General features: G+C 66.0%; 9 protein-coding genes. 6 read left to right on the top strand and 3 right to left on the bottom strand.

The features are described from left to right. Positions 1-103: 103 nt before the first annotated feature. The 3 genes from FHW79_RS14790 to FHW79_RS14780 all read left to right on the top strand — a co-directional run bounded on the left by FHW79_RS14790 (position 104) and on the right by FHW79_RS14780 (position 3,728). Complete coding sequence (locus FHW79_RS14790) at positions 104-1,705, top strand: diguanylate cyclase (protein WP_247884384.1); 1,602 nt, start codon at positions 104-106, stop codon at positions 1,703-1,705. Between the two features lie 177 nt (positions 1,706-1,882). Continuing rightward, positions 1,883-2,446: a PAS domain-containing protein gene (locus FHW79_RS14785; RefSeq protein WP_183179639.1), complete on the top strand. Its 564-nt coding sequence runs from the start codon at positions 1,883-1,885 to the stop codon at positions 2,444-2,446. Next, entirely contained in the window at positions 2,421-3,728 is a 1,308-nt protein-coding gene (locus tag FHW79_RS14780) for a methyl-accepting chemotaxis protein (protein WP_183179638.1), read from the top strand. Before FHW79_RS14785 ends, FHW79_RS14780 begins: the two co-directional genes overlap by 26 nt. Positions 3,729-3,856: 128 nt before the next feature. Here the strand turns inward: FHW79_RS14780 and FHW79_RS14775 are convergent, their stop codons facing one another. Further along, positions 3,857-7,345 (bottom strand): response regulator, encoded by a 3,489-nt coding sequence (locus FHW79_RS14775; RefSeq protein ID WP_183179637.1) that lies wholly within the window; start codon positions 7,343-7,345, stop codon positions 3,857-3,859. Between the two features lie 139 nt (positions 7,346-7,484). Here FHW79_RS14775 and FHW79_RS14770 point away from each other — a divergent pair, with 139 nt between their 5' ends. Next, positions 7,485-8,318 carry an ABC transporter substrate-binding protein gene (locus FHW79_RS14770; RefSeq protein WP_348984161.1) on the top strand — a complete coding sequence of 278 codons (834 nt, stop codon included), beginning with the start codon at positions 7,485-7,487 and terminating at the stop codon, positions 8,316-8,318. A 3-nt stretch (positions 8,319-8,321) separates the two neighbouring features. Here FHW79_RS14770 and FHW79_RS14765 read toward each other — a convergent pair whose 3' ends face one another. Further along, a complete protein-coding gene (locus tag FHW79_RS14765) occupies positions 8,322-10,268 on the bottom strand; it encodes a potassium transporter Kup (RefSeq protein WP_183179636.1) in 1,947 nt (648 codons plus the stop codon). Between the two features lie 899 nt (positions 10,269-11,167). Between FHW79_RS14765 and FHW79_RS14760 the strand changes: the two genes are divergently transcribed. Beyond that, the gene (locus FHW79_RS14760) at positions 11,168-12,523 is read left to right on the top strand and encodes an ATP-binding protein (protein ID WP_247884383.1); all 1,356 of its coding nucleotides are present in this window, start codon (positions 11,168-11,170) and stop codon (positions 12,521-12,523) included. Between the two features lie 103 nt (positions 12,524-12,626). Here FHW79_RS14760 and FHW79_RS14755 read toward each other — a convergent pair whose 3' ends face one another. Next, positions 12,627-12,797, bottom strand: coding sequence for a hypothetical protein (locus tag FHW79_RS14755; protein ID WP_175426370.1), 171 nt, complete (start codon positions 12,795-12,797; stop codon positions 12,627-12,629). A gap of 502 nt (positions 12,798-13,299) precedes the next feature. Here FHW79_RS14755 and FHW79_RS14750 point away from each other — a divergent pair. Further along, positions 13,300-13,992: a response regulator transcription factor gene (locus FHW79_RS14750; RefSeq protein ID WP_109071138.1), complete on the top strand. Its 693-nt coding sequence runs from the start codon at positions 13,300-13,302 to the stop codon at positions 13,990-13,992. Positions 13,993-14,159 lie beyond the last annotated feature (167 nt).

The raw sequence follows: 14,159 nt of genomic DNA, 5'->3' as shown, positions 1-14,159 counted from the left end.
AGGGGCAAAAAGGCGCATCGGCTAACGTACTCTTGTTTTGCCCTATCGTGGCGCAAGAATCTTCCATGACGCTGTGGGGGCCATGCTGGATTCGGTCGGTTCAATGAGCCCTTCTGGGGATGCGGAGGAAACCCGGGCTGCGCTGTGGTGTGTGTTCGACACGCTGCCGTCGGGGGTCTGCGTCACCACGGACACGGGAACCATCCTGTACGCCAACCCGGCCCTGCACAGCCTGCTGCTTTACGCCCCCGGCCATCTGACCGGCCACGACCTCGCGGCGCTGGAACCGGAGGACGTCGTTCTCCCGTCCCTGCCGGACGCGTTGGGAGAACGGCCGTTGCGGCGTCTGGATGGCGCAACCGTCTGGGTTTCGGAGTCGGTCGGCCCTCTCACGGGTCCGCTGGGTGAACGGCAGTCTCTCCGCGTCTACACCGACGTCACCCACCATCGGCAGGCGCAAGCCGCGCTGCGCGACCAGCTTCTGATGAAGGAGGTGCTGTTCGAAACGCTGCCGGTCCCCGTTTTCGTGAAGAACGCGGCGGGCGAGTACACCGATTGCAACGACGCTTTCGAGCGCTACACCGGTCTGGAGCGCCGGAGCATCCTCGCCAAGACCGCCTTCGCCCTGATGGACCCACGCATCGCCAAGGCGCACGCCGACCAGGATCGCGAACTGACCGTCAATTGGGGGCAGCGCAGCTACGAGGAGGCGGTTCCCTTCGTCGGCGGCACCACCCGCCTGTCCAGCCTGACGAAGGCCGTCTTCTGCGACAGCGCCGGAAACCTGGGCGGCATCGTCGGCGTGATCCACGACCTGACGGAAGGGCTGCCCAGTGAGGAGCGGCTCCAGGCCATCCTGGAGCAGAGCCCGATCGGCGTGTCGGTGTCGCGCCGCGACGACGGCAAAATCATTTTCGTCAACACGCGTTTCGCCGAGTTGATCGGTCTGACTCGCGAGGATCTGATCGGCCGGCAGGCCCGTGACTATTATCTGGACCGGCACCAGAGGGAACGGGTGATTGAGCGGCTGCGCTCCTACGGGTCGGTGACCAACATGGAGGTGCAGTTCCGCCGGGCCGACGGGTCGTCCTTCTGGACGCTGTTCACCGTCAATCAAGCGGTGATCCAGGGGGTTCAGGTGAATCTGGCCTGGATCTACGATTACACCGACCGCCGGAACATGGAGGAGGCGCTGCGGGACATGGCGTCCCGTGATCCGCTGACGGGAATCTACAACCGGCGTTCCTTCATGGAACTGGCGCGCTCGCAACTGGCCCGCGCCCACCGCTTCAGCGAACCGATGTCGGTGTTCGTGCTGGACGTCGACCATTTCAAGCGGATCAACGACAGCTACGGCCACGCCACCGGCGACGACGCCCTGCGCATGGTGGCCGGCGGCTGTCAGGCCATCCTGCGCGAGTACGACATTCTCGGCCGGCTCGGCGGTGAGGAGTTCGTGGTGGTCCTGCCCGGCGCCACCGCGGAGGAATCCCGCGTGGTAGCCGAGCGGGTGCGCCGTCATCTGTCCCGCATGGCGATTCCGGGTCCCGAAGGCCGCTTCCATCTGACCAGCAGCATCGGCATTTCGGCGATCGAAGGGGCCTACGACACGCTGGAGAAGGCGATCCACCGGGCCGACCTCGCCCTCTACCGTGCCAAGCGCGAAGGGCGCAACCGGGTCGTCGTTTACGAGCAGGGCATGTGATCCGCTGTTTCAGGCTGTGAGTGGTTCAATTTGTCGCAGCCCGTCGCGGTCCGTTTTTGAAGCCATCCGATTATTACGTACGCTATGAGTCGATGGCAAAAGATATTACCAACGGTTGGGTTGGTGACCTTTTCAACAGGATTTTGAGTTCCCCGCGCGTTTGAGAGGCGGACGGTCATGGCGGTCGGCATAAGCGGCACACACGGTAACCTGACCGGACAGGAGCGGACGTTTCACCGCGACGAGATCATCGTTTCCAAGACCGATCTCAAAGGTTGCATTTCCTACGCCAATGACGTGTTCCTGCGCATCAGCGGGTACAGCGAGGCGGAGTTGCTGGGGCGGCCTCACAACATCGTCCGCCATCCGGACATGCCGCGCTGCGTTTACAAGCTGCTGTGGAGCCGCATCGAGGCGGGAAATGAAATCTTCGCCTATGTGATCAACCGGGCGAAGAATGGTGACCATTATTGGGTGTTCGCCCACGTCACGCCGGTGTTCGGTGTTCCGGACAGCGGGCCGGACAGCGGGAACAGGCGGACCATCACCGGCTACCATTCCAGCCGGCGCGTTCCGGCGCGGCCGGCGGTGGACGCGGCGGTAAGCCTCTACGCCGCCCTGCGGACGGAAGAGGCGCGGCACGCCGACCGGAACGCGGCGATGGCGGCCTCAGGCGCCATGCTGGAAAAACTTCTGCGCGACAAGGGGACGAGCTATGACGAGTTTATCCTCGGTCTCTAAAGCGCTCGCCGTCACCGCTTTGGTTGCCCTGCTGTCGGCGGCACAGGCGGTGTACGGTCTCGCCACCGGCAACGCGGCCGCCGCCGCGCTGGGCCTGTTGGCGATCCTTCCCTGTCTGGCCGCGATCCGATGGCTGACCCTCACCAACCGGACCATCCGGAAAGCCATGGCGGTGATCGCCGCGGCGGAGAAGGGCGACCTCCAGCCGCGCATCCTGAACATCCACGGCCACAGTCCCATCGCGGACATGCTGCGCACCATCAACCACCTGCTCGACCGCATGGAATCCTTCGGCAAGGAGGCCAACGCGGCCATGCAGCACGCGGCGGAGGGGCGGTATTACCGGCGCATCATGATGACCGGCATGGTCGGCGAGTTCGGGGCCTATTCCCGCCAGATCAACGACGGGCTGGCCGCGATGGACAGCAAGAGCCGCGAGTTCGTGGAAAGCGCCACCCGCATCGGCGCCAACATCAAGGAGGTGGCGCAGAGCCTGTCAGCCAGCGCCGCCCAGCTCGAAGCGTTCTCCACCGCCATGACGGCGACCGCGGCCACGGCCAGCGAGCAGTCCTTCTCCGCGGCCTCCGCGGCGGAGCAGGTGTCGTCCAATGTGGACGGGGTTGCCGCGGCGACCGGCGAGGTCTCGGGCGCCATCGGCGAGGTTGCCCAGGGCGTGTCCCGCACCGCCGACCTGGCCCGCAGTTCGGTGGAGAAGGTGCGGGAGGCGGACGCCACCATCCGCTCCCTGCTCGCCGCCTCCGACCAGATCGGCGCGGTCGTCCAGCTCATTAACGACATCGCCAGCCAGACGAACCTGTTGGCGCTCAACGCGACGATCGAGGCGGCGCGCGCCGGGGAGGCCGGCAAGGGATTTGCCGTGGTGGCGACCGAGGTGAAGAATCTCGCCAACCAGACGGCCCAGGCGACGGAAGACATTTCCGCACAGATCGCCCAGGTCCAGTCGGTCACCCGCGACACGGCGGCCGTGATCCAGCATGTCGGGGGCATGATCCACGACATCGACGAAATCGCCGTCGGCATCGCCAGCGCCGCCGAACAGCAGAGCGCGGCCATCGACGAGATCAGCCGGTCCATTCGTGAGGCGTCGGCGGGCGTGCGCACCGTCGCCGACGCGGTGACCAGCGTATCGTCCGGTGCCCAGGATGCCAGCGCCGCAGCGAGCCAAGTGCTTTCGTCGGCTGGGGAACTGGCGCGTCGCGCCGTGACGCTGAACGGCGACATCGACAGCTTTGTTGCCCGTGTCTGCGGCGGACAGCGCTGAGCGTTGGGGAGATGGAGCGGCCGGTCTGGGCATTTCCACCCCGGACATTTCCAGTCCCGGACATTCCTGCCATAAATCCAAGACCGCGGATGTGAGGCTCTGGTATGGAACCGGTCGGTTGCGGGTGCCTACGTCGCTCCCGGACCGCCTGTCCAGCTCTCCGCCGTTTCCAACGCCACCGTCGCATCGCCCTTTGGGTTGGCCGTACGGCCGGCCTCGTCCATGGCCTCGTTCAGGGCAGCTTCCAAGGCCAGGATGCGGTCGCCGCCGATGCCCGCGCCATTCCAGCAACGGGCCGCCGCCACAAGCTCATCGGCCAGCGCGGAGGCCTGGGCAAACCCCACATTGCCGGTCGACCCTTTCAGGATATGGGCCTCGCGTTCCACCGCCGAAAAATCCCGGCTTTGCACCGCCTGCCGGAGCCGGTCGAGATGGACGGACGTTTCGTGAAGAAAGGTTTCCATGAGCATGGCAAAACCCGCCTCGCCGATTGCCTCGCGCAGATCCTGGCGCTTCAAATGATCGATGCGCGGCGGTGGCGCGCTTCCAGGGCATGGCTTCGGGCTCTCGGGATCGCGCCCTTTCGGCAGTCCGCTCCATCGGGCGACGATCTGCAAGAGTTGGTCCGCCGCGATGGGCTTGGGCAGGTAATCGTCCATCCCTGCGGCCAGACAGACAGCCTGATCCCCTTCCATGGCGTTGGCGGTCATGGCGACGATCGGAACATGAGCGGCGGAACCACCCATCCGGCGGATCGCCCGCGTCGCCGCCAAGCCATCCATTTCCGGCATCTGAACATCCATCAGGACGAGGTCGTAGGGCAGGGCGGCGACGGCGTTGACCGCCTCCAGCCCGTTCGACACGGAATCGACCGCATGGCCGGCCCGGCGCAGAAGGGCCAGGGTCACCTGCAGATTCACCGGGTTGTCCTCCGCCACCAGGATGCGGCGACGGGTGCCGAGCGCCATCGATTCCGAAAGGGACTTGCCCGCGGGCGCGGACAACCGCGGAGAAACCTGTCGCGGCGGCCGGGCAAACAGGCGTGAAACCGCGTTACGAAGCGCCGACGTGCGGATCGGCTTGACGATCCGTACCGCCACGCCGGCGGCCTCCCCCTCCATATCGCCCATGCGGTGAGAGGTGGCCATCGCCAGCGGCAGGTTTGCCAGAGCCGGTTCGGCACGAATGCGGAGAGCCAGTTCCGGTCCGGTCAGGCCCGGCATGCAATGATCAAGGATGGCGGCGTCAAACGGTCGCCCCTCCGCGCTGGCGGCCAGAAGCCGGTGCAGGGCATCCTCACCCGTGGCGGCGGACTCGGTTTCCAGCCCCATCGCGGCGAGCTGGCGGGCCAGAAGGTCGCGGTTCACCGCCAGATCGTCCACGAGCAAGACCCGCCGCCCGGACCAGACGGCCGGTTCCTTCACCACCGATGCGGATTCCGTTGCGGTGCCGCGCCACAGGGGAATGACGGCCCAGAACACGCTGCCCTCCCCAGGCAGGCTGTGAACGCCGATCCGCCCGCCCATCAGTTCGGTGAGGCGTTTGCAGATGGCAAGGCCAAGCCCGGTCCCGCCATGGCGCCGGGCCGACGATCCATCCACCTGGCTGAACATGGAGAACAGGCGCTTGTGGTCCGCCGCGGCGATGCCGATCCCGGTGTCCCGGACCTCGAAGCGGACGGTCACCGGCGTGTCTTGCGGAGACTCGACCTTCGCGTCGCGCACCTGCTCAGCGTCGTCATCGGCGGACAAGCCGTCCTGCTCGATCGACAGCACAATGGTCACACTGCCCTGATCGGTGAACTTGACCGCATTGCCGGCGAGGTTGATGAGGATCTGGCGCAGCCGTCCGGGATCGCCGCGCAGCGTGCCGTGCAAGGACGGCGGCACGTAGCTGGCCAATTCCAACCCTTTCGCGGTGGCGCGCGGGGCCAGCAGTTCCACCACGCTCTCGACCAGCGGCACGGCTTCGAACTCGGTCACCTCCAGCGTAAGGCGGCCGGCATCGATCTTGGAGAAGTCCAGGATGTCGTTGATGATGGTCAACAACGACTCCGCGGAATCACGGATGGTGTCGGCGTAGCCGCGCTGCTCCTCATCGAGCCTGGTTTCCTGGAGAAGCCCGGCCATGCCGATCACCCCGTTCATGGGCGTTCGGATCTCGTGGCTCATGGTGGCCAGAAATTCCATCTTGCTGCGCTGCCCGGCCTCGGCCTTCTCCTTGGCCTCGGTCAACACCCGTTCCACCCGCTTGCGGTCCGACAGGTCGCGGAAGAAGGCAGCGAAGAGAATGCCCTTCTGGGTCTGCACCTCGGCCAGGGACAGATCGAGGGGAAACACCTCCCCATCCATGCGCAGGCCATCGACCTCGCGGGAGAAGTTCGGTCCGATCCGGCGGACCCCTGAGGCGATGGCCTCCATGATGCGGCTGTGAGCCGCGTGATGCCGCGGCTCCATCAGGTTCTGCACATGGCGCCCGATCAGGCCGCCGGGCGGATAACCGAAAATGCGGTGGGCCGCGCTGTTCGCCGTTTCGATGACCCCATCCGCGCGCACCGTGAGGATGCCTTCCACGGCGGTTTCCAGCAGTGCGTTGAAACGGGCGTTGCCGTCCTCCAACTGGGCATCCTTGCGGCGCAGCAAGGTCAGCACGGTGGTGAACAGCAGGATGACCAGTCCGGAGCCCAACGTGACCACGGCGATTTCCAGCTGGTTGTTCCACCAGCCAGCCAGTTCCTCGTCCTCGCTGCGGCTGATGGACAGGACCAGCGGCCAGATCGGCGTGGCGCGATAGGCGGTGATGCGGTCCTGTCCGTCCGGGGTGGTCTCATGGAACACGCTGCCTTCCGACATGGGAAGATGAACCCGGAACAACTCCGTTCCCGCCATCGACACACCGATGCCCTCCGCCCCGTCCTGAGGAAGCCGGGTCAGGAGCACCCCATCCCGTCGGAAGAGCGACACGGTTCCGTGCAGTCCGTTGCGCACCGCCCGGAAGACGCTTTGCAGATACTCGGGATTGACCGACGCGATCGCTACCCCCACAAGCGTTCCGTCCGCGCCACGAATGGCCCGGCTCATCGGCAGAACCCATTTGCCCAAGCGGTCCTCCGCGCCCCCGTCCGGCATCAGAAAACGCCCCCGAACCGGGGTCCCGATTTGGAGACCGCTGCTCTGGCCGGACAGGTGAACGCGGAACAGATCCATCTCCGCGAAGGAGGTCCCAAGCAACCGCGGGTTCTCCGTCGTCGCCGCCAGAACACCCCGATTGTTGAGCAACGACAGGCCACGGATGTGCGGCGACCGGCGGAGCCGCTCCTGGAGCAGGGACGCCAGAGTCTGGTTCTCCTTGCTTTCGGTCGGCTCGCTGTTGAGCAGATTGCCGAACGTCACGGCATCGCCCAGCGAAGCGAGCGTGACATCGACCGTCTGGACCGTGCGGCTGACCGAGGATTCCAGGGCGCTCGCCAAATTATCGATGTTCTCCGCAGCCTTTTTCAACGTCAGGGCGCGGTCGGCATGTATGTCGTAGGAGAACTCGAACAGAAGGGCCATCACCGACAAAAAAGCCAACGCGAGAAGAGCGCCCCGATGCTGCAACAGGGCAAGCTTGGCCATCACGCGCGGCTCCGTGCGGTGTGCTGATATCATGCGAATCTTAACAGCGAGCGGGCGAATCGCAAGCCTGCGCTGTGCAGACCGGAGGCGCGGTGCTATCCTGTCGCAGTTGGGGGCCGGTTTCCGGGGGAGTAAAGCCGTGCGGCGTCTTTCCATCGCACTGTGGGCGTTGGCGTTTCACGCGGCGCTTCAGTCGATGTTTCTGGTGTCCGGCGCCGTGCCGGTGCGGGCGGAAGGGGGCCGGACGGAAGGCCGGCTCGACCGGGTGCAGCGCACCGGGCTGCTGCGCGTGTGCATCTGGCCGGACTATTACGCCATCTCCTTCCGCAATCCTTACAGCGGGGAGCTTCAGGGGCTGGATGTCGACATGGCGCGGGCCTTCGCCCAGGATCTGGGCGCGCGCGTCAGCTTCGTGGAAAGCGGCTTTTCGAATGTCATCGCCGATCTGCTGAGCGACCGCTGTGACATCGGCATGTTCGGCATCGGCATCACCGCTGCCCGCGCCGAAAAAATCGCGTTCAGCCGCCCCTATCTGAGCAGCGGCATCTACGCCGTTTCCTCCCAGGCGCACCCGCGCATCCTGCGGTGGGACGATCTGGATCAGCACGGCATGGTGGTGGCGGTCCAGAAGGGCACCGTCATGGACGATTACGCCAGCCGAGCCCTCCGCAAGGCCAGCATCCGCATCGTCTCCGGACCCCAGGAGCGGGAGGAGGAGGTGCAGTCCGGACGCGCCGACGCCTTTTTGACCGATTACCCCTATGGCCAGCGGATGCTCAGCGTCCATCAATGGGCCCATTTGATCACGCCGGAAACCCCGGTTCAGACCACGCCCTATGCCTACGCGGTGGCGCCGGATGACCCGGTGTGGCTGGACCGGGTCAACCGGTTCGTTGACGCGATAAAGCGCGACGGGCGGCTGGAAGCCGCCGCCGCCCGCTTCCGCCTGACCCCCATCGTGGCGCGGGACTGACGGTCAGATTTCGACCTGCGTGCCCAGCTCCACCACCCGGCCCGGTGGGATGCAGAAGAACTCCGTCGCCGACAGGGCCGTCTTCGACAGCAGGATGAAGGCAGGTTCGCGCCAGCCCGGCATGCCGGTCGACCGGGACGGGATCAGCGTCTCCCGGCCCAGGAAGAACGACGTTTCCATCATGTCCAGATGCAGGCCGAAGCGGCGGCACCGTTCCAGCGCGCGGGGAATGTGTGGCTGTTCCAGGTAGCCGAAGCGCAGGACCACGCGGAAGAATCCTTTGCCCAGCTTTTCCACCAGCACGCCGCGATCCGGGGAGACCCGGGGAACCTCCTCCATGATCACGGTCATGACGACGACCCGCTCGTGCAGAACCCGGTTGTGCTTGATGTTGTGGAGCAGGGCGTGGGGGACGACGTCGGGGTTCCCGGTCATGAAAACGGCCGTTCCGGCGACGCGCTGCGGCGACTGCGGCGAGACGCGCTGCAGGAACAGGTCCATCGGCAGGGCGTCGGCGTAGAGCCGCTCGGCCAGGATGCGGCGGCCCCGGCGCCAAGTGGTCATCAGCGTGTAGACCGCCGCCGCGATCAGCAGCGGGAACCAGCCGCCGTCCGGCACCTTCAGCAGGGTCGCCCCGAACAGCGCGAGGTCGATCACCAGCAGAATGGAGAAGGCGGCCACCACCAGCAGAGGATTCCAGCGCCACAGCCGCCACGCCACCACCGCGGCCAGGATCGTGTCGATGGCCATGGCCCCGGTCACCGAAACGCCGTAGGCGGCGGCCAGATTGCTGCTGGACCCGAAGCCGATCACCAGGATCACCACGCCGATCAGCAGCAGCCAGTTGTTGCGCGGGATGTAGACCTGGCCGACCTCATGCTCAGACGTGTGGCGGATCTCGCGCCGCGGCAGGTAGCCGAGCTGCACGGCTTGCCGGGTCAGCGAGAAGGCGCCGGAGATCACCGCCTGGCTGGCGATCACCGTGGCCGCGGTGGACAGCAGGACCAGCGGAAGCTGCGCCCAGTCCGGCGCCAGATGGAAGAAGGGGTTCTCCAGCGTCTCCGGCTCGTGCAGCAGCATGGCGCCCTGCCCGAAGTAATTCAGCAGCAGCGCCGGCAGGACGAGGTAGAGCCAAGCGATGCGGATCGGCGCCCGTCCGAAATGGCCCATGTCGGCGTAGAGCGCCTCGGCCCCGGTGACCGCCAGGACCACGGCGCCCAGCGTCAGGAATGCCACCCAGCCGTGGTCGACGAACAGCGTCGCCCCGTACAGCGGGTTGAAGGCGCGCAGAACGTCCGGCCAGTGCAGCACCTGCATGAGGCCCAGCACCGCCAGCGTGGCGAACCACACCCCCATGATGGGGCCGAAGAAGATGCCGACCCGGCCGGTGCCCTGCCGTTGGAACAGGAACAGCAGGGTGAGGACCGCCAGCGTGATCGGAACGATGTAGGGGGACAGGGCGGGGGTGACGACCTTCAAGCCTTCCACCGCGCTCAGGACCGAGATGGCCGGGGTGATCAGGCTGTCGCCGTAGAACAGCGCCATGCCCAGGATCGCCAGCGCCATGATGGCGCGGTTGCCCGCCCTGGAGCTTAATCCGCGGTGGGCCAGCGTGCCCAGGGCCAGGACGCCGCCTTCCCCCTTGTTGTCCGCCCGCATGACGAGCAGGACGTATTTCAGCGTTACGACGATGATGAGCGCCCAGGTCGCCAGCGACAGGATGCCAAGAATGGTCGGCTCGTCGAGCGGCAGGCCGGTGTGGGCGAAGGACTCCCGCATGGTGTAGAGCGGGCTGGTCCCGATGTCGCCGTAAACGACGCCCAGCGCCCCCAGGACGAGGGCGGGCATGCGGTTGGCTTGAGGAGAATGGCCCGGGGGAGCGGGTGTGGGGGCGGTGGCCGGAGCGGCGCTGTTCGGTCCGTCGCCGGTTTGCTGGTTGGCGCTGTCCATGGTGGTCCGTTCGTTCGGATCGCGGTCCGGTGTTGGAAGTCCCTCCTTGCGGGCGGAACGCTTCGGCCGCGAACTTTCTCCTTACATCAACCGCTCACCACAAGACCATATGGTTCCGGTGGTGCGGGGGTGCCAGCCGCAGCGTGCACCGGGACGCCGACCATCGCGATCAACATCGCAAAGCGTCCATACGGAGGGCTTGGATAAGAACAAATGTGGAACAACGCTCTTGTTGTTCATTTTTTGTTCTGTTAGGTTTTTCTCCAACGCCGCTGACGTCAAACGCTCCGATGGCGCCTGCCGCGGCGCGGCCATCCGATCAAGGGAGATTGTCATGTCGATCCTGGTTTTCCTGCGCGAGCTTGCCGGACTGACGGCCCTGTTCGGCACCTTGTTCGTTTGGACTCTGCTGGGTCACGCCGCCGGCTTCTGAGGCGCCGGCCCACCCGAAAGGAGTCGCCATAAGGGTTGGACCTCCTCCGGATAATAATCCGAAATCCCAGGCAACCCTTGGCGACGCATCGCTTACATCCGGAATGCGTGCACCGCACCCTCCCAGCCTCTCAAGCCGGGCCGGGGCGGTCGACGCGACCATCAGGCCGCCGGCCGAGGCCGGCTGGTGACGACAACGCGGAATTCTGGGATCGGGACGGATGCGAAACTTCTTTCGGAAGCGGCGGGCGACCGCCGATGCGGATGACCGGATGTCCATGGGTGGCGGCATCACGGGTGGTGGAGCGGCCGGACCGGGCTCTTCACCGGGCAATACGGCTCACGGTCATCCGCCGATGCAATCCCAGAGCCCCCTCGCGGGCCGTCCGGCGCCGCATCTGCGACCGGTCGGCGGAGCGGCGGGGACCGGGCTTGGCAGTGGGCTTGGCGGCGGGATGGGCGAGACGATGCGCGGCCCATCGGGTCTGCGGCACGATCCGCTGAACAGCCCGCTTGGCGGAGGCGCCGGAGGCGGGCTGGGCGGCCAGCGCGGGCAGGCTCCCGCCGACACGGACCTTCCGCGCTTCACCATGACCGTCAACGGCGGCCTGCGCGGGCCGGGGGCGGTCGGTGCGCCGGCCATGCTGAAGGGGCTCACCCCCGAACTGAACGGGCTGCTGCGCGAAGCCTTCACGCCGACGCGGCCCAAGCAGCAGCTCAACTCGCTGTTCATCGGCCGGACCGACACGCTGAAGCGCATCATCTCCGCCATCGAGGAGGAGCGGGCCCACGTCATCCTGTTCGGCGACCGCGGCCGCGGCAAGACCTCCGTCGCCAACGCCATCGAGAAGATCGCCGGTCAGGCCGGCTACCTTTCGCTGAAGCTGACCTGCAGCGCGGAGTTGAGCTTCGAGGACATCTTCCGCCACTTCCTGAAGAAGATCCCCTCGACCTATTACCGCTCGGGGATCGACAATCCCTTCGCCTCGCGCCGCAGCTTTACCAGCTTCAACGAGCTTCTGCCCGAGGGCGGGTTCAGCGTGACGGAGCTGAACGAGGTCCTGTCGGGCATCCACGCCACTCACGTGCTGCTGATCCTCGACGAGTATGACCGCGTCACCGACGAGGACTTCCGCAACAAGTTGGCCGAGCTGTTCAAGAATCTGACCGACAGCTCGATCCCGGTGACGCTGCTGGTGGTCGGCGTGGCCGAGAACCTCGACCAGCTGCTGGGCAAGCACCCGTCGATCCAGCGCTCGCTGGTGCCGGTGCATCTGCCGCTGATGACCGACGTGGAGATCGGACGCCTCATCAACGCCGGGGCGGAGAACGCCGGAATCGCTTTCGCGCCGGAAGCCGTGGACCGCGTCTGCGAGTTCGTCCGCGGTCTGCCCTACTACGCGCAGCTTCTCGGTCTGCACGCCGCCCGCAGCGCGGTCAGCCGCGGTTCGACGGTGGTGGAGCGGGACGACCTCGCCTACGCCGTCACCCGCTGCCTTCAGGAGGCGGAGCGCGGCATCGTCGACTCCTACGCCCGCGCGCTGGCCGCCGAACGCCGCGCCGAGTTGGAGGATGTGCTGTTGGCCTGTGCCCTGTGCCCGGCGGACTCCTACGGGACTTTCGATCCCAAGGAGCTGGCCGGACCGGGCGGCGTTCCGCCGACCAAGGAGGCGCTCGGCATCCTGGAACGGCTGTGCCGCGAGGAGTATGGCGGCGTGCTCGCCCCGGTCGTCGAGCCGGGTTGGACCCGCTACCGCTTCCGCAACCAGATGATGCGCCAGTATGTGCTGATGCGGCAGGCCCACGAGCGCGGTCAGATCTGACCCGTCCATCCACGGGCAGACCGGTCCGGGAAGGCCCCTTTCCGCCGTTAGGCGGGGAGGGGCCTTCGTGCGTTCCGGCTTGCGGTCTCCGGTCTTCCGGCGGTCAGCGCGAATCGAGCAGCACCGCGGCGAGCACCGCGCCGGCGACCAGCGCGCACAGGGCCGCCACGATGGCGAGGCTGCGCAGGAATTGGCGCATCTCCCCCTGTTTCCAGGCGCTTCGGGCGAGAAGCAGCAGGTAGCCGGCCGCTGCCGCACCGATCATCGTCCACATTGAACCGTGCACCGCCTCTGTCGAGAACGCTCCCTCCGCATGGTGTTATGACCTACGGTGAAGGGGCGACGGCGATCATAGGACGCGGGCGGCAAGGGGTGGATGCGCTTCTTCGGCATGAGTGCCTCCTCCCCGTTTGGGGTCGGGAACATTTGGCAACCCACATGAATCGGGAGCCACCCCTTCGCATCCAAACCGTGCAGCGTCCTGCAAGAAAGTGGTAAAAAATGAATAAAGTATCCATTCGATTGGGGATGCTCAGTACTTTAAAAGAGAAGCAGTAATCCATGATTAAAAGTAGCTTTGCGCATATGCCTAATGCGTTCTTCTTTTAATCCCACAGAGTGGTACCGTGTTGCGCGACACAGGGGTAAGGTCATCCAAAATATCGGCACGTCAATGCCATCGGTGGGGCACGGGTGGGGAAACCTCGGGTGATTGGTAACCTACAAGATTGCCCAGGGAGTCAGAGCAATTTTCCAAAAATCGCGGGAGCTGACCAATGGAACCAGTGCGTGCTTTTCTGATCGACTCCAATAAGCTGTTCCGCGAAGGCCTGAAGAGGCTTCTCGACGATTCGCCCTTTCAGATCGCCGCCGAGGCGGGGAACCTGCGCGAGGCGCTGAATTCCGTGGACAACGGCTTGCGTCCGCAGCTCATCCTGCTCGATCTGGTGAACGGGGGCGAGGAGGAGGCCGACGGCATGCGGCGCCTGCGCGCCCAGCTTCCCGAGGCGCGCATGGTCATCCTGACCAGCGACCTGTGCACCCGCCGTCTCGCCAACGCGCTGGAGGCCGGGGCCGACGGTTACCTGATGAAGGACCTGTCCTCCGACGCGCTGGCGCAGTCGCTGCGCTTGGTAATGATGGGCGAGAAGGTGTTTCCGACCCATCTCGCCGCCCTGCTGATCTCCGGCCGGGTGAACGGCAACGGCACGGACATGCCGGTGTCGCGCAAGGGCCTGTCGCAGCGGGAGGTGCAGATCCTGCGCTGCCTGCTGAACGGCGACAGCAACAAGATGATCGCCAACCATTTGAACATCACCGAGGCGACGGTGAAGGTCCACTTGAAGAGTCTGCTGCGCAAGATCAATGCCTCCAACCGCACCCAGGCGGCGATCTGGGCGCTGAACAACGGCATCGGCGGGGAATTGGCCGGGGCCGGAGCGGTGACCGCGGCGGCGGCCCACCAGTAACCGCGCTCCCACGGTCATCTCCAGCGTTGCAGGCGCCGGGCCGGCCCGCCCACTCCCAACAACGGGAGGCGGCGGCCCGGCGCCCGCCCGCGTGCCTGTTTCCGGTCATGACCATCGGTGGGTGGGATCTCCTGCGCCCGCTGGGATCCGAAGGAAAAGCTGTGAGC

The sequence above is a fragment of the Azospirillum sp. OGB3 genome (assembly GCF_014192915.1).
Classification (GTDB): domain Bacteria; phylum Pseudomonadota; class Alphaproteobacteria; order Azospirillales; family Azospirillaceae; genus Azospirillum.
This window is presented reverse-complemented; position numbering and strand designations above follow the sequence as displayed.

Coding starts and splice junctions, on each gene's coding strand:
- FHW79_RS14790 (WP_247884384.1), top strand. CDS start 104: ATGAGCCCTTCTGGGGATGCGGAGGAAACCCGGGCTGCGCTGTGGTGT.
- FHW79_RS14785 (WP_183179639.1), top strand. CDS start 1,883: ATGGCGGTCGGCATAAGCGGCACACACGGTAACCTGACCGGACAGGAG.
- FHW79_RS14780 (WP_183179638.1), top strand. CDS start 2,421: ATGACGAGTTTATCCTCGGTCTCTAAAGCGCTCGCCGTCACCGCTTTG.
- FHW79_RS14775 (WP_183179637.1), bottom strand. CDS start 7,345: ATGGCCAAGCTTGCCCTGTTGCAGCATCGGGGCGCTCTTCTCGCGTTG.
- FHW79_RS14765 (WP_183179636.1), bottom strand. CDS start 10,268: ATGGACAGCGCCAACCAGCAAACCGGCGACGGACCGAACAGCGCCGCT.
- FHW79_RS14760 (WP_247884383.1), top strand. CDS start 11,168: ATGCGCGGCCCATCGGGTCTGCGGCACGATCCGCTGAACAGCCCGCTT.
- FHW79_RS14755 (WP_175426370.1), bottom strand. CDS start 12,797: ATGTGGACGATGATCGGTGCGGCAGCGGCCGGCTACCTGCTGCTTCTC.
- FHW79_RS14750 (WP_109071138.1), top strand. CDS start 13,300: ATGGAACCAGTGCGTGCTTTTCTGATCGACTCCAATAAGCTGTTCCGC.